The sequence below is a fragment of the Streptomyces sp. B1I3 genome, assembly GCF_030816615.1.
Taxonomy (GTDB): Bacteria; Actinomycetota; Actinomycetes; order Streptomycetales; family Streptomycetaceae; genus Streptomyces.
Window position 1 is genome coordinate 4110264 of the sequence record NZ_JAUSYD010000001.1, and the last position, 19094, is coordinate 4129357.

Annotated in this window: 18 protein-coding genes; 11 read left to right on the forward strand and 7 right to left on the reverse strand. The window is 71.2% G+C overall.

The features are described 5' to 3' along the window. Nucleotides 1-377 precede the first annotated feature (377 nt). From QFZ58_RS18915 to paaA, 5 genes are read right to left on the reverse strand one after another with little or no spacing between them, the layout of a single operon-like run. A complete protein-coding gene (locus QFZ58_RS18915) occupies nt 378-1439 on the reverse strand; it encodes a 2Fe-2S iron-sulfur cluster-binding protein (protein WP_307126078.1) in 1062 nt (353 codons plus the stop codon). Next, nucleotides 1440-1937, reverse strand: coding sequence for a 1,2-phenylacetyl-CoA epoxidase subunit PaaD (paaD, locus tag QFZ58_RS18920; protein WP_307126079.1), 498 nt, complete (start codon nt 1935-1937; stop codon nt 1440-1442). Beyond that, nucleotides 1931-2632 carry a 1,2-phenylacetyl-CoA epoxidase subunit PaaC gene (gene paaC / locus QFZ58_RS18925; protein ID WP_307126080.1) on the reverse strand — a complete coding sequence of 234 codons (702 nt, stop codon included), beginning with the start codon at nt 2630-2632 and terminating at the stop codon, nt 1931-1933. Before paaC ends, paaD begins: the two co-directional genes overlap by 7 nt. Then, the gene (gene paaB / locus QFZ58_RS18930; RefSeq protein WP_307126081.1) at nt 2629-2919 is read right to left on the reverse strand and encodes a 1,2-phenylacetyl-CoA epoxidase subunit PaaB; all 291 of its coding nucleotides are present in this window, start codon (nt 2917-2919) and stop codon (nt 2629-2631) included. Before paaB ends, paaC begins: the two co-directional genes overlap by 4 nt. Then, the gene (paaA, locus tag QFZ58_RS18935; protein WP_307126082.1) at nt 2916-3941 is read right to left on the reverse strand and encodes a 1,2-phenylacetyl-CoA epoxidase subunit PaaA; all 1026 of its coding nucleotides are present in this window, start codon (nt 3939-3941) and stop codon (nt 2916-2918) included. The genes paaB and paaA overlap by 4 nt, the downstream gene beginning before the upstream one ends. Before the next feature lie 115 nt (nt 3942-4056). Between paaA and QFZ58_RS18940 the strand changes: the two genes are divergently transcribed. Genes QFZ58_RS18940 through QFZ58_RS18950 form a run of 3 tightly spaced genes read left to right on the forward strand, consistent with a single transcriptional unit; the run spans nt 4057 to nt 6988 of the window. Beyond that, nucleotides 4057-4977 (forward strand): DUF5819 family protein, encoded by a 921-nt coding sequence (locus tag QFZ58_RS18940; RefSeq protein ID WP_307126083.1) that lies wholly within the window; start codon nt 4057-4059, stop codon nt 4975-4977. Beyond that, nucleotides 4974-6245, forward strand: a complete 1272-nt coding sequence (locus QFZ58_RS18945; RefSeq protein ID WP_307126084.1) for an HTTM domain-containing protein — start codon at nt 4974-4976, stop codon at nt 6243-6245. The genes QFZ58_RS18940 and QFZ58_RS18945 overlap by 4 nt, the downstream gene beginning before the upstream one ends. Next, on the forward strand, nt 6242-6988 hold the full coding sequence (locus tag QFZ58_RS18950) for a TrmH family RNA methyltransferase (RefSeq protein WP_373428567.1): 747 nt from the start codon (nt 6242-6244) through the stop codon (nt 6986-6988). Before QFZ58_RS18945 ends, QFZ58_RS18950 begins: the two co-directional genes overlap by 4 nt. 88 nt (nt 6989-7076) lie before the next feature. Here QFZ58_RS18950 and paaN read toward each other — a convergent pair whose 3' ends face one another. After that, nucleotides 7077-8777 (reverse strand): phenylacetic acid degradation protein PaaN, encoded by a 1701-nt coding sequence (gene paaN / locus QFZ58_RS18955; RefSeq protein ID WP_307126085.1) that lies wholly within the window; start codon nt 8775-8777, stop codon nt 7077-7079. A 123-nt stretch (nt 8778-8900) separates the two neighbouring features. Here paaN and QFZ58_RS18960 point away from each other — a divergent pair, with 123 nt between their 5' ends. After that, the gene (locus QFZ58_RS18960) at nt 8901-9494 is read left to right on the forward strand and encodes a TetR/AcrR family transcriptional regulator (protein ID WP_307126086.1); all 594 of its coding nucleotides are present in this window, start codon (nt 8901-8903) and stop codon (nt 9492-9494) included. Nucleotides 9495-9567: 73 nt separating this feature from the next. Here QFZ58_RS18960 and QFZ58_RS18965 read toward each other — a convergent pair whose 3' ends face one another. Next, on the reverse strand, nt 9568-10089 hold the full coding sequence (locus QFZ58_RS18965; protein ID WP_307126087.1) for an Lrp/AsnC family transcriptional regulator: 522 nt from the start codon (nt 10087-10089) through the stop codon (nt 9568-9570). Between the two features lie 211 nt (nt 10090-10300). Here QFZ58_RS18965 and pdhA point away from each other — a divergent pair, with 211 nt between their 5' ends. The 7 genes from pdhA to QFZ58_RS19000 all read left to right on the forward strand — a co-directional run bounded on the left by pdhA (nt 10301) and on the right by QFZ58_RS19000 (nt 18909). Next, nucleotides 10301-11455, forward strand: coding sequence for a pyruvate dehydrogenase (acetyl-transferring) E1 component subunit alpha (gene pdhA, locus QFZ58_RS18970; RefSeq protein ID WP_307126088.1), 1155 nt, complete (start codon nt 10301-10303; stop codon nt 11453-11455). After that, a complete protein-coding gene (locus QFZ58_RS18975; RefSeq protein ID WP_307126089.1) occupies nt 11452-12483 on the forward strand; it encodes an alpha-ketoacid dehydrogenase subunit beta in 1032 nt (343 codons plus the stop codon). Before pdhA ends, QFZ58_RS18975 begins: the two co-directional genes overlap by 4 nt. Continuing rightward, nucleotides 12483-13877: a dihydrolipoamide acetyltransferase family protein gene (locus QFZ58_RS18980; protein WP_307126090.1), complete on the forward strand. Its 1395-nt coding sequence runs from the start codon at nt 12483-12485 to the stop codon at nt 13875-13877. The genes QFZ58_RS18975 and QFZ58_RS18980 overlap by 1 nt, the downstream gene beginning before the upstream one ends. A gap of 357 nt (nt 13878-14234) precedes the next feature. After that, nucleotides 14235-15110, forward strand: a complete 876-nt coding sequence (locus QFZ58_RS18985; RefSeq protein WP_307126091.1) for an NTP transferase domain-containing protein — start codon at nt 14235-14237, stop codon at nt 15108-15110. A gap of 212 nt (nt 15111-15322) precedes the next feature. Beyond that, on the forward strand, nt 15323-16747 hold the full coding sequence (locus QFZ58_RS18990) for a molybdopterin molybdotransferase MoeA (protein ID WP_373428663.1): 1425 nt from the start codon (nt 15323-15325) through the stop codon (nt 16745-16747). Beyond that, nucleotides 16705-17847, forward strand: a complete 1143-nt coding sequence (locus tag QFZ58_RS18995) for a TrkA family potassium uptake protein (protein WP_307126092.1) — start codon at nt 16705-16707, stop codon at nt 17845-17847. The genes QFZ58_RS18990 and QFZ58_RS18995 overlap by 43 nt, the downstream gene beginning before the upstream one ends. Before the next feature lie 75 nt (nt 17848-17922). Beyond that, complete coding sequence (locus QFZ58_RS19000) at nt 17923-18909, forward strand: NAD(P)H-quinone oxidoreductase (protein ID WP_307126093.1); 987 nt, start codon at nt 17923-17925, stop codon at nt 18907-18909. The last annotated feature ends 185 nt before the right edge of the window (nt 18910-19094 follow it).

Sequence of the window (19094 nt, forward strand, 5' to 3'; positions counted from 1 at the left end):
GAGGGCTGGGCGGCCGGGGCAACCCGGGCGCCGACCGAGGGTCGATGGCGGGCACGGCCGAGGGCCGACGGCGGGCACGGGAGCACTGTCAGCCCTTTGGTCGGCCTCGGCCCACGTCCGGAACCCCGGATCCCGTGCCTGAACCTCTAGCTCGCGGCGGTCCCGTACCTGGAACCTCAGGCTCGCGATCCCGTCCTGGAGCCCCAAGCTCGCGATCGCGTCCCGGGGCCTCGAGCTTGCGATCCCGTCCTGGAACCTCGAGCTCGCGTCCGGGCCCTTCAGCCCGTGCCGACTGTTCGGGCGGCCGGGCGCGGACGTACGGGCCCGGGCCCGCGCTCAGGCTGGGCGGCCGGAGGGGCCCGGTGGTACGCGGACCGTCAGCGATCGAAGTCGATCTCCACCTCCGGGGTGACGGGATGCGACTGGCAGGCGAGCACGAAGCCCGCCCCCGTCTCCTCGGGTTCCAGCGCGAAGTTGCGGTCCATCCGCACCTCGCCCGACACCAGGAAGGCGCGGCACGTACCGCAGACGCCGCCCTTGCAGGCGTAAGGGGCGTCCGAGCGGCTTCGCAGGACCGTGTCCAGCAGCGATTCGCCGTCCTGGACCGGCCAGCTTCCGGAGCGTCCGTCGAGCGTGGCCGTGAGCGTGCTCTCCGCCGGAGTGGTTGCCCGGGCGGCCGTCGGCGTGGCCGCCTTCTCGTCGGCCACGTGGAAGATCTCCTGGTGGATGCGGGACCGGTCGACGCCGAGCGCCCGCAGGGCACCCTCGGCCTCCCGGACCAGGCCGAACGGCCCACACAGGAACCAGCCCTCCACATCGGGCACGGACACCAGCGCGGGCAGCAGCCCGCTGAGCCGTCCGCGGTCGAGTCGGCCGGAGGGCAGCCCTGCGGCCTGCTCCTCACGGGACAGCGCGGTCACCAGCTGGAAGCGGTCCGGATAGCGGTCCTTGAGGTCCGCCACCTCGTCGAGGAACATCGTCGAGGCCGCTGTCCGGTCGCTGCGGATCAGGCAGAACCGGGCGTCGGGCTCCCGGGCCAGCAGCGTCGCCGCGATCGACAGCACCGGCGTGATGCCGCTGCCCCCGACGATCGCCGCGAAGTGGCCAGGGCGGGGAGCAAGGACGAAGCGGCCCGTCGGAGGCATGGCCTCCACCTCGTCACCGACCGCCAGTTCCTTGAGGGCGTACGTGGAGAACGCGCCGCCGTCGACCATGCGGATGCCCACCCGCAGCACCGGGGGGTCCGGCTGCTCGGTGGCAGGCGCACAGATCGAGTACGACCTGCGCATCTCCTCGCCACCGACGCTGTAGCGCACATTCAGGTGCTGGCCCGGGGTGTGGCGGAAGGTCTCGCGCAGCGCGGGCGGTACGGCGAAGGTGACGGCCACCGCGTCGTCCGTGATCCGTTCGATCGCGCTGACCCGGAGCGGATGGAACATCTACAACTCCTTGAAGTGGTCGAACGGTTCACGGCAGTCCACGCAACGGCGCAGCGCCTTGCACGCCGTGGAGGAGAACCGGCTCAACAGCTCCGTGTCCGTGGAGCCGCAGTGCGGGCAGCGCACCGAGAGAGTCAGCGGCACCGGCCCGGACGGCCCGCCCTGGGGGCGTGGTGGCGCTATGCCGAACTCCGCCAGCTTGCGACGCCCGTCGTCACTGATGTCGTCCGTCGACCACGCCGGAGCCAGCACGATGACCACGGAGACCTCGGGCACGCCGTGGTCGTGCAGTACCCGCTCGATGTCGGCGGACATGCTCTCGATCGCCGGGCAGCCCGTATAGGTCGGTGTGAGCTGAACCGTGACGCGGCCGGGCCCTTCCATCCGCACGCCGCGGAGCACCCCGAGCTCGTCCAGGGTGAGGACCGGCAGCTCGGGGTCAGGTACCGAGCCCGCGAGCCGGTGGAGCTCCTGTTCCAGCAGGGTCTCCGTCACCATGACGCCCCCGGGTGGCTGCGGTGCAGGTGCTGCATCTCGGCGAGCATCCGCCCGAACGGCTCGGTGTGCAGTCCCTGCCGGCCGGCCCCCGCGGTCCACGCCCCGGCCTGTGGGCCCGAGGGGAGGGCCAGGGTGGCCCGCTCGACCACGGAGCCGACGGCGGTCGCCCAATCGCTCCGCAGCGACGTCCAGTCGACGTCCAGGCCCTCGACCGGTTCGAACAGCTCGCCGGTGAACCGCCACAGGGCGTCCAGACCGGCCTGCATGCGACCGTGGCTCTCGGCCGTGCCGTCTCCCAGCCGCAGGATCCACTGCTCGGCGTGGTCACGGTGGTAGGCGACCTCCTTGACGGCCTTCGCCGAAAGGTCGGCGAACTCGCCTGTCCCGGCGGCCAGCTGCCCGTACAGCAGGTGCTGGTAGACCGAGAAGTAGAGCTGGCGCGCCATGGTGTGGGCGAAGTCGCCGTTCGGCTGCTCCACGAGCTGGACGTTGCGGAAGGACCGCTCCTCGCGGAGGAACGCCAGCTCGTCCTCGTCCCCGACGAACGAGAGCAGCATCCGCGCCTGGCCCAGCAGGTCCAGGGCGATGTTGGCGAGGGCCACTTCCTCTTCCAGGACGGGGGCGTGACCCGCCCACTCCCCCAGACGGTGCGAAAGCACCAACGCGTCGTCGCCGAGGGCGAGGGCGGCGGTCACAGGTGCTTCACCCCTTCGGGGATCTCGTAGAACGTGGGGTGACGGTAGGGCTTGTCCCCGGCCGGTTCGAAGAAGGAGTCCTTCTCGTCGGGCGAGGAGGCGGTGATCTCCGTCGACGGCACCACCCACAGCGAGACGCCCTCCGAGCGGCGTGTGTACAGATCCCGGGCGTTGCGCAGGGCCATCTGGGCGTCCGGCGCGTGCAGGCTGCCCGCGTGGGTGTGGGACAGCCCGCGACGGGAGCGCACGAACACCTCCCACAGGGGCCAGTCGGTCGAGCTGCTCATGCGGTCGCCTCCACGGCCTCTGCGGTCGCCCCGGACGTCCTGGGCCGTGCCGCGTGTCTGTCTGCGTATGCCGACGCTGCGTCGCGGACCCAGGCGCCCTCCTCGTGGGCCCTGCGACGCTGGGCGATCCGCTCTTCGTTGCAGGGGCCGTTGCCCTTGAGGACCTCCTGGAACTCCGTCCAGTCGATCGCTCCGTAGTCGTGCTGCCCGAGCTCCTCGTTCCACCGGATGTCGGGGTCGGGGAGGGTGAGGCCGAGCGCCTGCGCCTGGGGGACACAGATGTCGACGAAGCGCCGTCGCAATTCGTCGTTGGAGTGGCGCTTGATCTTCCAGGCCGTCGACTGCGCCGAGTGCGCCGAGGCGTCGTCGGGGGGGCCGAACATCATGAGTGACGGCCACCACCAGCGGTTCACCGCGTCCTGCGCCATTTCGTGCTGGGCGGGCGTCCCCCGGCTGAGGGCGAGCAGCAGTTCGTACCCCTGACGCTGGTGGAAGGACTCCTCCTTGCAGATCCGGACCATCGCGCGGGCGTAGGGCCCGTAGGAACACCGGCAGAGCGGCACCTGGTTGGTGATGGCGGCGCCGTCCACCAACCAGCCGATCGCACCCACGTCGGCCCAGGTCAGCGTCGGGTAGTTGAAGATGGAGGAGTAGCGCTGCCGGCCGGCGTGCAGTTTGTCGAGCAGCTCCTCGCGGCTGGTGCCCAGGGTCTCGGTCGCGCTGTAGAGGTACAGCCCGTGTCCGGCCTCGTCCTGCACCTTCGCCATCAGGATCGCCTTGCGGCGCAGCGAGGGCGCTCGCGTGATCCAGTTGGCCTCGGGCTGCATGCCGATGATCTCGGAGTGCGCGTGCTGCGCCATCTGGCGGACCAGCGAGGCCCGGTACGCGTCGGGCATCCAGTCCCGCGGCTCGATCCGGTCGTCGGCCGCGACAGCGGCGTCGAAGGCCGCCAGGCGCGCCTCGTCCGCCGCTGCCGCGTCCGCCGTTCCCTGCGTCGTCGTGTCCGTAGTCACTGTCGCCATCCCGGGCTCCCTACCGACCGATCGTTCGGTTCCTTGACTTCAATGGTGAGTCGGAGGCCCGTAGGGTGTCAACCCTGTGGATGACTGAGCGGTGATCGACGGTGATCGGGGCGGGATGGATGCGGACCACGGTGGGCGTGCCGGCAGCGAGGAGAAGCTCGCCTGGCCGGAGGTGTCGCGCCGAAGGGACGCCACTTCGAGCGGCGGTCCCGGGACAGCCGTTCCGCACTCGGAACTCGGCGGTCACGCGGCGGACGCGGACGCCGAACCCGCGGTGATACCTGGCGCCGGGCCGGACAGCCGACCGGACCCGGTGGCGGACGGCACGTCGGCCGTCGGTCAGGGAGCAGCCCCGTGTCGTGAGGGTGGCGGCATAGCCGGTCTCTCGCTTCCCTACCAGATCGTGGCGGCGCTGACGCTGTCCGTGCTGGGGATGGCCGCCTGCGTCCACCTCGCCATGGTCTTTCTGCACGTCGCCCCGTCCAACACGCTGACGAAGCAGCACGGCGAGGCCATCAGCACGTGGATCTATCCGGAGTTCGAGCAGAACTGGAAGCTGTTCGCTCCCAATCCGCTGCAGCAGAACATCGCCGTGCACGTGCGGGCAGAGGTGGCCGGCTCGGACGGCCGCAGCACGACGCGCTGGATGAGTCTTTCCCACGAGGACGGCGAGGCGATCCGCGGCAACCCGCTCCCCAGCCACGTCCACCAGAACGAACTGCGCCGGGCCTGGGACTTCTACACCGGCTCCCACGACGACGAGAACCGCCCCAACGGCCTGCGCGGAGAACTCTCCGAGCGCTACATCCGCCGGATCGTGATGCTCCGCCTCTCCGAGCACGACTACGGGGGCACGGTCGAGCGGATCCAGGTGCGGTCCTCCGTGCGTTCTGTCGGTGCGCCGGCGTGGAGCGACGAGAAGATCGGTACGAAGCCGAACTACCGGGTGCTCCCGTGGTGGACCGTGACCCCGTCGGACCTTCCGGGCAACGCCGGAACGGATCAGGCGTCGAGCGGGGAGGAGGGGGAGAAGTGAGCGACCCCGTCGAGGCGCGCAGCGGCGTGCCGACCACCGACCACTCCCTCTCCCGCGCTGTCCAGCGCGTCACCGCGGCGCCGCTGGGCGCGTACCAGAGCGCCGTCGTCCGGATCGGTGTCTCCGCCACGTATCTGCTGTTCCTGCTGCGTGAGTTCCCGCACCGCCGCGAGTTGTACGGCCCCGACAGCCCGTGGCGTTGGGACATGGCGCGGGAGCTCATCGCCGGCAACGAAGCCTTCACCGCCCTGATGTGGTCGGACAGCGCGATCTGGTTCGAGGCCGTCTACGGACTCACGCTGGTCTCCGCGGCCCTCTTCATGGTCGGCTGGCGGACCCGCGCCACGTCCGTCGTGTTCATGGTGGGGGTGCTCTCCCTGCAGAACCGCAGCATCTTCATGGGGGACGGCGGTGACAACGTCATCCACCTGATGGCCGTCTACCTGGTGCTCACGCGCTGCGCCCGTGTCTGGTCACTGGACGCGGGACGGGCCGCACGGGACGCCGCACGCCGCGCGGCAGGGCACCGGCCGGCCATGGACGTCGCGGGCCCGGCCCTGTGGGCCGTGTCCGGTTCGGTGCTGGTGCCGGCCACGCTGGCGAGCGGACTCGGCGGCACCTGGTGGCTCCCGTCGCTCCTGTGGGTGCTGTGGCTGGGCAACGGTCTCTGGTGGGCCATGAGCCGCTACGCACCCGACCGTGAGCTGCGCACCCTGCTCGACGTCATGGCCAATCTCGCCCACAGCGCCGCCCTCCTCGTGATCATGGCCGAGGTCTGCCTGATCTACGCGACCGCCGGCTGGTACAAGATCCAGGGATCCCGCTGGCAGGACGGTACAGCGCTCTACTATCCGCTCAAGCTGGACTACTTCACCCCGTGGCCGGAGCTCTCGAACCTGTTCGCGTCCAGCGCTCTGGTGGTGATGGTGCTGACGTACGCCACGGTCATCGTGCAGGTCGCCTTCCCGTTCACCCTGTTCAACCGGCGGGTCAAGAACGTCCTGCTGGTCGTCATGATCGGGGAGCACGCCGGAATCGCCGTGCTGCTCGGCCTGCCCTTCTTCTCCATGGCGATGATCGCCGCGGACGCCGTCTTCCTGCCGACGGTCTTCCTGGTGTGGCTGGGCGGCAAGGTGACGTTCGGCCGGCAGCGGCTGGTCTCCCGGGCTGCGGGAAGAGTCCGGCTGCCGGGACAGCGGCGGGCGGAGGACGGCGAGAGGGAGCCCCTGCGCCGCGGTGGTGGCGGGGACCATACGCTCGTCGGGTGACCAGCGAGACCGGTAGTGCAGAAGAGCCCCAGGTGGCAGCGGGCCCCGATCCGTCCGAGGGGCCCGATCGGCCCACCGGGACCGACGCGTCCACGGAGCCGATCCAGTACGACGACGGGTACGGCAACGAGATCGGCGTCGGCCCGCATCCGCTGCCCTGGCCAGAAGGCGAGCGCTACGACGCAGAGCTGCTCGCCCGGGGCGACCGGCGCAATGTGGGCGACGCCTACCGGTACTGGACGCGCGAGGCGATCGTCGCCGATCTCGACCTGCGCCGGCACGACTTCCATGTGGCGGTGGAGAACTGGGGCCACGACTTCAACATCGGCTCGGTGGTGCGCACGGCCAACGCCTTCCTCGCCAAGGAGATCCACATCGTGGGCCGGCGGCGCTGGAACCGGCGGGGCGCGATGGTCACCGATCGCTACCAGCACGTGCGTCACCATCCGGACACCGCCGACCTGACCGCATGGGCGGCCGCCGAGGGGCTGCCGATCATCGGAATCGACAACCTTCCCGGTGCCGTGCCCCTGGAACGCACGGAACTGCCCAGGCGGTGCGTGCTGCTGTTCGGGCAGGAAGGCCCGGGGCTGACGGAGGAAGCCCGCGAGCACGCGACGATGGTGTGCTCCATCGCGCAGTTCGGCTCCACACGTTCGATCAACGCGGGTGCGGCGGCGGCCATCGCCATGCATGCGTGGGTGCAGCGATACGCGGATATTCCTGAGCCCCCGAGCGCGTGACGGGCGGACCGTCGCCCGGCCCCCGCTCCACCGGCCGCCGCGCATCGCCTTGCTGCCACGGCGGGGCAAGGCGCTACGCGGCGGTGCGTCAGGCCTGGCGGCGGACCTCCACCACGCGGAAACGGTTGGACACGAACGCGCCGTCGCACAGGGCCGCATTGGCAGCAGGATTGCCGCCCGAGCCGTGGAAGTCGGAGAACGCCGCGGTCTGGTTGACGTACACCCCGCCCGTGAGATTCAGCGAGAGCTGAGCCGATTCGTCGAAACAGACGTCCTCCACCGCCCGCTCCACCTCCGGGGACGTGGTGTACGCGCCCACCGTCATCGCGCCCTGTTCCCGGACGGTGCGGCGCAGCAGGTCGAGTGCGGCGGTCGTCGATTCGACGGCGACCGCGAACGAAACCGGCCCGAAGCACTCGGAGAGGTAGGCGGCCCCGTCGTCGGGCTTGGTGCCGTCGAACTTGACGAGCACCGGCGTCCGCACGACCGCGTCAGGGAAGTCCGGGTTGGCCACCGCCCGGGAGGCGAGGGCGACCTCGCCCAGTTCCCCGGCCGCTTCAAGACGCGCCTGCACGTCCGGGTTGACCAGGGCGCCGAGCAGTCCGTTGGCGCGGGCGTCGTCACCGAGGAGTCCGCTCACGGCCTCGGCGACGTCCGTCACCACGTCCTCGTAGGTCTTGGGGCCCGCGTCGGTCGTCACGCCGTCCCGGGGGATGAGCAGGTTCTGCGGGGTGGTGCACATCTGACCGCTGTAGAGGGAGAGGGAGAAGGCCAGGTTGGAGAGCATGCCCCGGTAGTTGTCGGTGGAGTCGACGACGATCGTGTTGACGCCGGCCTTCTCCGTGTAGACCTGGGCCTGCCTGGCGTTGGCCTCCAGCCAGTCACCGAAGGCGGTGGAACCCGTGTAGTCGATGATCTTGATCTCGGGTCGTACCGCCAGGGTCTTGGCGATGCCCTCACCGGGCCGTTCCGCGGCCAGCGCGACGAGGTTCGGGTCGAAGCCCGCCTCGCTCAGCACCTCACGCGCCAGCTGGACGGTGAGCGCGAGCGGCAGCACCGCCCGCGGGTGCGGCTTGACCAGCACCGGATTGCCGGTGGCCAGCGAGGCGAAGAGGCCCGGGTAGCCGTTCCAGGTGGGGAAGGTGTTGCAGCCGATCAGCAGCGAGATGCCGCGGCCGACCGCCGTGTAGGACTTGTGCAGTTCGAGCGGATCTCGCTTGCCCTGGGGTTTGGACCAGTCGGCGGCCGACGGCGTGCGTGTCTGCTCCGCGTATGCGTACGCCACGGCCTCCAGGCCGCGGTCCTGCGCGTGCGGGCCGCCCGCCTGGAAGGCCATCACGAACGCCTGCCCGCTCGTGTGCATGACGGCGTGGGCCAGCTCATGGGTACGGGCGCTGATCCTCGCGAGGATCTCCAGACAGACCAGGGCCCTGGTCTCCGGCCCGGCCGCCCGCCAGTCGCTCATGGCGGCGTGCATCGCCGGGAGCAGGACGTCCGGGTCGACGTGCGGATACTCGACGCCGAGCTCCGGCCCGTACGGCGAGACCTCGCCGCCCGTCCAGCCGTCGGTGCCGGGCTGACCGAGGTCCAGCCGGGTGTTCAGCACGGCGTCGAACGCGGCCTTGCCCTCGGCCGCTCCCAGGCTGCCGGGGAGGCCGCCCTCGCCGTAGGCCTTCGGATGCTCGGGGTGCGGGGACCAGTAGGCGCGCGTACGGATCGCGTCGAGTGCCTGGTCGAGCGTCGGACGGTGGGTCTCGGACAGCTTCTCGGGGGAAAGCTCGGCGGCCATGACGGACCAACTCCTCGTCGAGCCGGGCAGGGATGTGCGGACGGAGTTAGAGTAACCGAACGATCGGTCGGGACAAGGGGCCCCAAGGAACCTGTGGATGACTCATGGGGGAGGATCGCGGGCATGACCACGGCCAAGCGGGACACGTACACACCGGAAACCCTCCTCACCGTTGCCGTCCGTGTCTTCAACGAGCGCGGCTACGACGGCACGTCCATGGAGCACCTCTCCAAGGCGGCCGGCATCTCCAAGTCGTCGATCTACCACCATGTGGCGGGCAAGGAAGAGCTGCTGCGCCGTGCGGTGAGCCGTGCGCTCGACGGTCTGTTCGGCATCCTCGAGGAGCCGGGTGCGACGCGGGGGCGGGCGATCGCACGGGTCGAGTACGTCACGCGCCGCACCGTCGAGGTCCTGATGGGCGAACTGCCCTACGTCACGTTGCTGCTGCGCGTCCGGGGCAACACGAAGACCGAGCGCTGGGCGCTGGAGCGGCGGCGTGAGTTCGACCAGCGGGTGTCCGAGCTGCTCAAGGCCGCCGTCACGGACGGTGATCTCCGCGCCGACGTCGACATACGCCTGGCCACCCGGCTGCTTTTCGGCATGGTGAATTCCCTGGTCGAGTGGTACCGCCCGCAGCCGGGCGGATCACCGGAGGAGGAGCAGCTGGCCGACACGGTCGTGCAGCTGGCTTTCGAGGGGATGCGGGCCAGCCGCTGATCGGGATCGTCGCACACGGCCACGACAGGCTCGGCGCACCCGGTCCCGCGTCGGCCGCCAGGGACCGGCAGGCCTAGGTGAGCTCGGCCGGCCGGTCGGGGTGCGGACCGAGGTCGGTTTCCTCGAACACCAGCAGGGTGCGGGTGGACAGCACCTCCGGTATGGCCTGGATCCTGGTGAGTACCAGCTCCCGCAGTGCCCGGTTGTCCGGCGTGTGCACGAGGAGCAGGACATCGAAGTCGCCGCTGACCAGCGCTATGTGGGTGGCGCCCGGCAGTGCCTGAAGCTGCTCGCGCACGGTGCGCCACGAGTTCTGGACGATCTTCAGCGTGATGTACGCAGAGGCTCCCTGCCCCGCCCGTTCGTGATCGACCCGGGCGCTGAAGCCGCGGATCACCCCGTCCTCGACGAGTCGGTTGATGCGGGCGTAGGCGTTGGCGCGCGACACGTGGACGCGCTCGGCGACGGCGCGTATCGAGGCGCGGCCGTCCGTCTGCAGTATGCGGAGGATGTCGCGGTCGACCGGGTCGAGCGGCCGGGCGGGCGGTGCCTGGCCGGGATCGCCGCCGCCGTCGGCCATTTGTTCAGCGGCCATCTGCCCGTGCCTCCCTGTTGTGGACGACCTGCCCCTATCCCAGGCTGTGGAGAACCGTTTGTCCACAGGCTGACGGCGCCTGTAGCCAAAATGCGTCCACGACCGAACAATCGGTAGGTGGGGCCCACCACCCAGGCGCCTCACTCCCGCCTCGACATTCCTGCAGATTTCGACACCCCTCGATCTATCGCGATGCCAGGAGGTGCTTCTCATGACGGTCCAAGAGCTGCCCGGCACGGCCGCTTACCGGCCCACGCCGCCCCCGGCCTGGAAGCCGCTCACCGACCCCGCGCCGCTGCTCCCGGACCCCGAGCCGTACCGGGTGCTCGGCACGGAAGCCGCAGCCGAAGCGGATCCCGAGCTGCTGCTGCGCCTCTACGCCGAGCTGGTGCGAGGCCGGAGGTACAACGCCCAGGCCACCGCCCTGACCAAACAGGGCCGGCTCGCCGTGTACCCGTCCAGCACCGGCCAGGAAGCCTGCGAGGTCGCGGCGGCGCTCGTCCTGGAGGAGCGTGACTGGCTCTTTCCCAGTTACCGGGACACGCTTGCCGCCGTGGCGCGTGGCCTGGACCCGGTCGATGCACTGACCCTGCTGCGCGGAGACCGGCACACCGGATACGACCCGCGCGAGCACCGCATCGCCCCGCTGTGCACCCCGCTGGCCACCCAGCTGCCGCACGCGGTGGGCCTGGCTCACGCGGCGCGGCTCAAGGGTGACGATGTGGTGGCGCTCGCCATGGTGGGTGACGGCGGGACGAGCGAGGGCGACTTCCACGAGGCGCTGAACTTCGCGGCCGTCTGGCGAGCTCCGGTCGTCTTCCTCGTGCAGAACAACGGCTTCGCCATCTCCGTGCCACTGGCCAAGCAGACCGCTGCGCCGTCCCTCGCCCACAAGGCCGTGGGGTACGGGATGCCAGGCCGGCTGGTCGACGGCAACGACGCGGTCGCGGTGCACCAGGTCCTGGGTGAAGCGGTGGCGAGGGCCAGGCGCGGCGAAGGGCCGACGCTGGTCGAGGCGGTCACCTACCGCATGGAAGCCCATACGAATGCCGACGACGCCACCCGGTACCGCGGTGACAGCGAGGTGGAGGCCTGGCGTGCGCACGACCCGATCCAGCTGCTGGAGCGTGCTCTGACCGGGCGGGGACTGCTGGACGAGGAGCGCATCGGGGCGGTTCGGGAGGCGGCCGAGCGGATGGCCGCAGGACTGCGTGAGCAGATGAATGCCGATCCGGTGCTCGACCCGATGGACATGTTCACCCACGTCTACGAGCAGCAGACCGAGCAACTGCGTGAGCAGGCTGCCCGGCTGAGGGCCGAGCTGGAGGCCGGGCACGACGAGAGCGGCGCGGAGGAGAGGCGATGACCACGGCTGCGGCAGCCGTCGGTGAGCGGACCGGCTCGGTCAGGCCCGCCACGATGGCGCAGGCACTCGGGCGCGCGCTGCGCGACTCCATGGCCGCGGACCCGACGGTGCACGTCCTCGGCGAGGACGTCGGCACCCTCGGCGGGGTCTTCAGGGTCACCGACGGGCTGGCCAAGGAGTTCGGCGACGACCGGTGTACGGATACACCACTGGCCGAGGCGGGCATTCTGGGCGCCGCCGTCGGCATGGCGATGTATGGACTGCGGCCCGTGGTGGAGATGCAGTTCGACGCCTTCGCCTACCCGGCGTTCGAACAGCTGATCAGTCATGTCGCCAAGATGAGGAACCGCACCGGGGGTGCGATGCCCCTGCCGATCACGGTACGGGTGCCGTACGGCGGGGGAATCGGCGGCGTCGAGCACCACAGCGACTCCTCCGAGGCCTACTACATGGCGACGCCGGGCCTGCACGTCGTCACGCCGGCCACGGTCGAGGACGCGTACGGACTGCTGAGGGAGTCGATCGCCTCCGACGATCCCGTGGTCTTCCTGGAGCCCAAGCGGCTCTATTGGTCCAAGGCGGCCTGGTCACCGGAGGCGCCGGCAGCGGTGGAGCCGATCGGACGGGCAGTGGTGCGCCGCCCGGGCCGCAGCGCCACCTTGATCACCTACGGGCCGTCACTCCCGGTGTGCATGGAGGCGGCGGAGGCCGCCACGTCCGAAGGCTGGGACCTCGAAGTGGTCGACCTGCGGTCGCTGGTGCCGTTCGACGACGAGACCGTCGCCGCGTCGGTGCGGCGCACAGGGCGTGCGGTGGTCGTTCATGAATCCTCCGGGTTCGGTGGACCGGGCGGCGAGATCGCGGCGCGGGTCACCGAGAGGTGCTTCCACCACCTGGAGGCTCCGGTGCTGCGTGTAGCCGGATTCGACATCCCGTACCCACCGCCGATGCAGGAGCGCCACCATCTGCCGGGCGTGGACCGGGTGCTCGACGCGGTGGCCCGTCTTCAGTGGGAGGCCGAGAGCTGATGGCGCAGGTGCTCGAATTCAAGCTGCCGGACCTCGGCGAGGGACTGACCGAGGCGGAGATCGTGCGCTGGCTGGTGGAGGTCGGCGACGTGGTCGCCATCGACCAGCCGGTCGTCGAGGTCGAGACGGCCAAGGCGATGGTGGAGGTGCCGTGCCCGTACGGGGGTGTGGTGACGGCGAGGTTCGGCGAGGAGGGCGCGGAGCTTCCCGTCGGAGCCCCGCTGCTGACCGTGGCGGTCGGATCGACGTCCCCAGGGACGGGCCGAGAAGCTGCCGGGCCGGCCCCGGAGCCGGCTTCCGGTACCGGGCCCGAGCCGGCGGGCGAGTCGTCAGGCAACGTACTGGTGGGCTACGGCACGGGAGCTCCTGCCGCGCGGCGCCGCCGGGTCAGGCCCACGCCTGTGACGGCTGCCCCCGCGGTCGCGCGTTCCGCACCGGCACCTGCCTCGGTGCCCGCGGCGACGCCGGTTGCCGATCCTGCTCCTGCCGCGGAGGAGACACGGGGGCCCGTCGCTGTCGTTTCTCCATTGGTACGGAAGCTCGCGCGGGAACACGGACTCGACCTCCGGCAGATCACGGGTACGGGGCGGGACGGGCTGATCCTCCGCACCGATGTCGAATCCGCGATCAAGGGCGACGCGGGGCGTTCTGCCACCGCAGCGGCCCCGGTGGCCGGTCCGGTCGCTGAGGCGGCAGGTGAGCGCGTCCCGCTGCGCGGCGTGCGTGGCGCGGTCGCTGACAAACTGGCGCGCAGCCGGCGGGAGATTCCGGACGCCACGTGCTGGGTCGACGCCGATGCCACCGAACTGATGGCGGCGAGGGCCGCCATGAACGGCGCCGGTGGCGGAGCCGCCGCGCCGAAGGTGTCGGTCCTCGCGCTGCTGGCCCGTATCTGCACGGCCGCTCTGGCCCGGTTCCCCGAGCTCAACGCCACGGTGGATGCCGAAGCCCGCGAGATCGTACGGTTGCCGGAGATCCACCTGGGATTCGCCGCCCAGACCGAACGGGGACTGGTGGTACCCGTCGTCCGCGGGGCGCATGCCCGCAATGTGGAGTCGATGGGCGCGGAGATCAGCCGGCTGACCGAGGCGGGGCGGGCGGGGAAGCTGACCCCCGCCGATCTGACGGGCGGGACGTTCACGCTGAACAACTACGGGGTGTTCGGTGTCGACGGCTCGACACCGATCATCAACCACCCGGAAGCGGCGATGCTCGGGGTCGGCCGCATCGTGCCGAAGCCCTGGGTGCACGAAGGGCAGCTGGCCGTGCGTCAGGTCGTCCAGCTCTCGCTCACCTTCGACCATCGAGTCTGTGACGGCGGCACCGCGGGTGGCTTCCTGCGGTACGTGGCCGACTGTGTGGAACAACCGGCGGTGCTGCTGCGTACGTTGTGAGCGGACGCGGCTCCCGGCGGAGGGCGCACACGGCTCCAGCGGGGTCGGACCCGGCTTCGGCGAGGGTCGCGCACGGATCTTCGGGGTTGGACGCGGCTCCGGCGGGGTCGGACACGACCAGGTCGGCCCGGCCCGGCCGGGCCGTGTTCCTGGCCGGGCCTGGTTTTCGGAGACGCCGGTGGCCGTGGTCGGCCAGAGCTGTACAGCCTCCCCGGCTCCCCGGCTCCCCGGCTCTCCGGCTCCCCGGCATCCGGCCTCCCGGCACTTCGGCCTCCCCAGCTCCTCGGCGCCGGTTGCGGGGGAACGAGTTCAGCCCCGAGGCGATCGGGGCGAGCGGATGCCCCGCATACTCGGGGCATGACCGCGTATGACGCCATCGTCCTTGCCGGGGGAGCCGCCAAGCGGCTCGGGGGAGCCGACAAGCCCGGGCTCCGGGTGGGCGGCCGGGCGCTTCTGGACCGGGTGCTCGCCGCGTGCGCCAACGCTCGGACCACCGTCGTGGTGGGCGGGCGCAGGCCCACCACGCGTCCGGTCATCTGGGCGCGAGAAGAGCCACCGGGCGGAGGGCCGTTGGCGGCGCTCGGCGCCGGGGTGCGGCACACGACCGCGGAAACCGTTCTCGTGTTCTCTGCGGACCTGCCGTTCCTCGACGAGGCCACCGTCCGCTCGTTGCTGGACGCAGTCGGTACGGGAGCCGGCGAAGGAGTTGTGTGCACCGACCAGGACGGCCGGGACCAGCCACTCCTGGCGGGCTACCGCGCCGAGCCGCTGCGCCGCGAACTCGCCCTCCTCGCCACGGAACACGGCGGCCTCGCCGGACTGCCGTTGCGGTTGCTGACGGCCGAACTGGACCTGGGCCGGGTCGAGGCGGGGCCTCTCGCCTCGTTCGACTGCGACACCTGGGACGACCTTGCTGCCGCCAGGGCGCGTATCAGGGACCATGGGACCGTGCTGGACGAATGGATCACCACAGTCAAGAACGAACTGGGCATCGAACTCGACGTCGACACCGGCGTCCTGCTCGACCTCGCCCGTGATGCCGCGCACGGCGTCGCCCGGCCTGCCGCACCGCTGACCACCTTCTTGGTGGGGTACGCGGCGGCGAAGGCGAGCAGCGGAGCGAGCCCGGAGGCCGCAGCCGCCGCCGTGGCGGACGCGGCCCGGAAGGCCACCGCGCTGGCCCTCCGGTGGGAGGAAGAGACGGAGGCCGGCAGCGGGACCGGTACGCCGTGACAGCGCGAGGAGGCGAGGCAGGAGAGCCCCGCCCGTCGGGCCCGCCGGGCAGGCGGTCGACCGCCTCCGCCCCGCGGGGCCGTGCCGCCGATCCTGGGCACGCGGCCGACCCGGTCGGCGCCGCAGAGGAGTTCCACGCCGCTGAGGCGATCCGCGCGGCCGCGGAAGCCCGCGCCGCCGAGGAGGAGCGGGCAGTCGAACAGGCTCTGGCTCTGGTCGGACGCCAGGCACCGGTCGCGCACTCCGCGCCGGGACGGTCCGAACCCCACGGCCCCAGCACGCCACCGGCGTCGGGCGGGCCCGTCCCTTCCTCCGACGCTCCCCCGGACTCGCGCAGCCGCTTCCGGACCTCACCGGCACGCGGCTCCTCCCCCTCCGCGCCGGGCTCCTCCCCCTCCGCGTCGCCGGACTCCTCCTCCCCGCACGCCTCCGCTTCCTGGACCGGCGCGCGTGCCGTGGCCGAGCGGCTCGGCCGGGCCGCCCCGCGCGCCGCTCACCGACTCCCACTGGACCGGGCACTCGGGCACGTCCTGGCCGAGGCCGTGGCAGCCCTCACCGATCTGCCGTCCTTCGACACATCCGCCATGGACGGCTGGGTGGTCGCAGGGCCGGGCCCGTGGTCCGTGCGTGAAGGCGAAGGCCTCCTCGCGGGGCGGGGCACAGCGGCACCGCTCCCGGACGGCGCGGCGGTACGGATCGCCACCGGAGCCCGCATCCCCGCCGACGCCACTGCCGTCATCCGCACCGAACATGCGCGCGCGGACGAGGCCAAGGGGCTGCTGCACGCGACTCGCAACGTGGTTCCCGGCCAGGACATCCGCCCTCGGGGTCAGGAATGCCGTTCCGGTGACCGGCTTCTTCCCGTCGGAACCCTTGTGACCCCGCCCGTCCTCGGACTGGCGGCCGCGGCGGGCTACGACGCTCTGGTCGTCGTGCCTCGGCCTCGCGTCGAGGTCCTCGTCCTGGGTGATGAGCTGCTCACAGCCGGCCTGCCCCGCGAGGGCCTCATCCGGGACGCCCTCGGCCCGATGCTGGGCCCTTGGCTCCGAGCTCTGGGGGCGGAGGTCACGCCACCCAGGCGCCTCGGCGATGACGCGGAAGCCCTCCGCCGAGCCCTCACTACATCGGACGCCGACCTGATCGTCACGACGGGTGGCACCGCGGCCGGACCCGTCGACCATGTCCATCCCGTCCTCGCCGAGGCCGGGGCAGAGCTCTTGGTCGACGGAGTGGCAGTGCGACCCGGCCATCCCATGCTCCTGGCGCGGCTCGCTGAAGGGGGCCCTTACCTGGTCGGACTGCCCGGCAATCCCCTCGCGGCCGTGTCCGGACTGCTGACGCTGGCCGAGCCCTTGCTCCGGGGGATCGCCGGCCGGTCCGCCCAGGAGCCGTTCCGGGCGCCCGTGCACGAGGAAGTGCACGGACATCCGCACGACACCCGGCTCGTCCCCGTGGTCCACCGCGGTGACAGCGTGATGCCCCTGCATTACAACGGTCCCGCGATGCTCCGGGGGATCGCAGCTGCCGACGGGCTGGCTGTGGTGCCCCCGGGCGGGGTACGGTCCGGCACCGAGGTGGAGATCCTCGATCTACCGTGGGCCTCGGCGACGCCGTGGACGGAAGGGTGTTTCACGTGAAACTTCCCGGCCACGACGCGATGGCCAGGCGCGCCGACGAGCACGTGGTGCCCACCCGGGTACTCCTCCCCCGCCGGGTGGTCGACCGGCCGCTGCGGCAGGTCGCCAAGCGGCTGGCGATGGCTCTGGCGGTGCTGGCCACCACGGTCTTCATCGTCTGGGCGGATCGGGACGGCTACCACGACAACGCCGACGGGAAGGTCGACCTCCTCGACGCCATCTACTACGCGACGGTGACGCTGTCGACGACCGGTTACGGCGACATCGTCCCGTACAGCGATCCGGCGCGGCTCGTCAACGTCATCCTGGTGACGCCGCTGCGTGTGCTGTTCCTGATCATCCTGGTCGGCACCACCCTCGAGGTCCTGACGGAACGAACTCGGGAGGACTTCCGGCTGAACCGTTGGAGAACCAACTTGCGCGAACACACAGTTGTCGTCGGCTTCGGCACGAAGGGCCGCTCGGCGATTCAGACGCTCTGTGCCACGGGGCTGAAGAAGGACCAGATCGTCATTGTCGATCCTGCCGGCAAGGTGATCGAGGCCGCCAACGCCGAGGGATTCGTGGGCGTGCTGGGCGACGCGACGCGCAGCGACGTGCTGCTGCGGGCCGAGGTCCAGAAGGCACGTCAGATCATCATCGCCACCCAGCGGGACGACACCGCCGTGCTGGTCGCCCTGACGGCACGACAGCTCAACCGTGGCGCGAAGATCGTTGCTGCCGTGCGTGAGGAGGAGAACGCGCCACTGCTGCGACAGTCAGGCGCCGACGCCGTGATCACCAGCGCGAGCGCGGCAGGCCGCCTGCTGGGGCTTTCCGTCCTCAGTCCCAGCGCCGGCACGGTGATGGAGGACCTCATCCAGCAGGGCAGCGGTCTCGACCTCATCGAGCGGCCGGTGATAAAGGCCGAAGTGGGCAAGAGCGTGCGTGAGACCGACGACCTGGTGGTCAGCGTCCTGCGCGGCCACCGGCTGCTCGGTTACGACGACCCGGCCGCCAGCCCTCTGCAGTTGACCGACCGTGTCATCACGATCGTGCGGGCCTCACCGCTGCACGTCTCACCGACGATCCAGCCGCCGCAGTCCAACCAGAGATCGTGAGGAGACGGGACGCGGGCACGGGGCCCAGGCAGGTCGGACCCCGCCCGGAAGCGGGTACGGAGTAGCCTCGCGGCCATGTATGCGATCACGATCCCCGAACCCGGTGGCCCCGAGGCGCTCGTCTGGACCGAGGTCCCCGATCCCGTACCAGGCGACGGCGAAGTCCTCGTCGAGGTCGTGTCCGGCGCGGTCAACCGGGCCGACGTACTGCAGCGTCAGGGCTTCTACAACCCACCGCCCGGCGCATCCCCGTATCCCGGCCTGGAGTGCGCGGGCCGCGTCGCGGCACTCGGCCCGGGCGTGACCGGGTGGTCGGTGGGTGACGAGGTGTGCGGGCTGCTGGCGGGCGGTGGTTACGCGGAGAAGGTGGCCGTCCCGGCCGGTCAGCTGCTGCCGGTGCCGGACGGAATCGATCTCGCGGTGGCCGCCGCGCTCCCCGAGGTCACCGCCACTGTCTGGTCCAACGTCTTCATGGTGGCCCACCTGCGGCCCGGCGAGACCCTGCTCGTCCACGGCGGCTCCAGCGGCATCGGAACGATGGCGATCCAGCTCGCCAAGGCCGTGGGCGCACGGGTCGCGGTGACCGCGGGCGGGCCCGAGAAGTTGGCACGGTGCAAGGAGCTCGGCGCCGACATCCTCATCGACTACCGCGAGCAGGACTTCGTCGACGAGCTGCGCAGGGCGACGGACGGCGCGGGGGCCGACGTCATCCTCGACATCGTCGGGGCGAAGTATCTGGACCGCAATGTGCGGGCCCTGGCGGTGAACGGCCGGCTCGCGATCATCGGCCTGCAGGGTGGAGCCAAGGGCGAGCTGAATCTGGGCGCTCTGCTGAGCAAGCGGGCCGCCGTCACGGCCACGTCCTTGCGCGCGCGGCCGCTCGCCGAGAAGGCCGCGATCATCGCCGCGGTACGCGAGCACGTCTGGCCGCTCATCGCGGAGGGCGTCGTCAAGCCCGTCGTGGACCGCACGATGCCGATGGCGGAAGCGGCGGAGGCCCATCGGGTCCTGGAGTCCAGCACCCACGTCGGCAAGGTACTCCTGCTCACCCCGACGGCCTGAGGAACGGCGGCCGGAAGGCGGACGGCCGGACGAGCGCCGGTCCGCGTCCCGGCGTCCGAGGCCGGGCGCCCCGCACAACGGGATACGCGCCGGGGCCCGGCACACGCGAGGTGTGCCGGGCCCCGGCGCGTTGTACGCCGCCCGCCGCTTGCTTGCGCGCTGTTGTGCCCGCGTACTGGGCGTGG

Excerpts from the sequence above, each read along its gene's own strand:
- paaB (WP_307126081.1), bottom strand. The coding sequence starts at position 2,919 with ATGAGCAGCTCGACCGACTGGCCCCTGTGGGAGGTGTTCGTGCGCTCC.
- QFZ58_RS18965 (WP_307126087.1), bottom strand. The coding sequence starts at position 10,089 with ATGGCCGCTGAACAAATGGCCGACGGCGGCGGCGATCCCGGCCAGGCA.
- paaD (WP_307126079.1), bottom strand. The coding sequence starts at position 1,937 with ATGGTGACGGAGACCCTGCTGGAACAGGAGCTCCACCGGCTCGCGGGC.
- QFZ58_RS18960 (WP_307126086.1), top strand. The coding sequence starts at position 8,901 with ATGACCACGGCCAAGCGGGACACGTACACACCGGAAACCCTCCTCACC.
- QFZ58_RS18915 (WP_307126078.1), bottom strand. The coding sequence starts at position 1,439 with ATGTTCCATCCGCTCCGGGTCAGCGCGATCGAACGGATCACGGACGAC.
- QFZ58_RS18985 (WP_307126091.1), top strand. The coding sequence starts at position 14,235 with ATGACCGCGTATGACGCCATCGTCCTTGCCGGGGGAGCCGCCAAGCGG.
- QFZ58_RS18975 (WP_307126089.1), top strand. The coding sequence starts at position 11,452 with ATGACCACGGCTGCGGCAGCCGTCGGTGAGCGGACCGGCTCGGTCAGG.
- pdhA (WP_307126088.1), top strand. The coding sequence starts at position 10,301 with ATGACGGTCCAAGAGCTGCCCGGCACGGCCGCTTACCGGCCCACGCCG.
- QFZ58_RS18940 (WP_307126083.1), top strand. The coding sequence starts at position 4,057 with ATGGATGCGGACCACGGTGGGCGTGCCGGCAGCGAGGAGAAGCTCGCC.
- paaN (WP_307126085.1), bottom strand. The coding sequence starts at position 8,777 with ATGGCCGCCGAGCTTTCCCCCGAGAAGCTGTCCGAGACCCACCGTCCG.
- paaA (WP_307126082.1), bottom strand. The coding sequence starts at position 3,941 with ATGGCGACAGTGACTACGGACACGACGACGCAGGGAACGGCGGACGCG.
- QFZ58_RS19000 (WP_307126093.1), top strand. The coding sequence starts at position 17,923 with ATGTATGCGATCACGATCCCCGAACCCGGTGGCCCCGAGGCGCTCGTC.
- QFZ58_RS18980 (WP_307126090.1), top strand. The coding sequence starts at position 12,483 with ATGGCGCAGGTGCTCGAATTCAAGCTGCCGGACCTCGGCGAGGGACTG.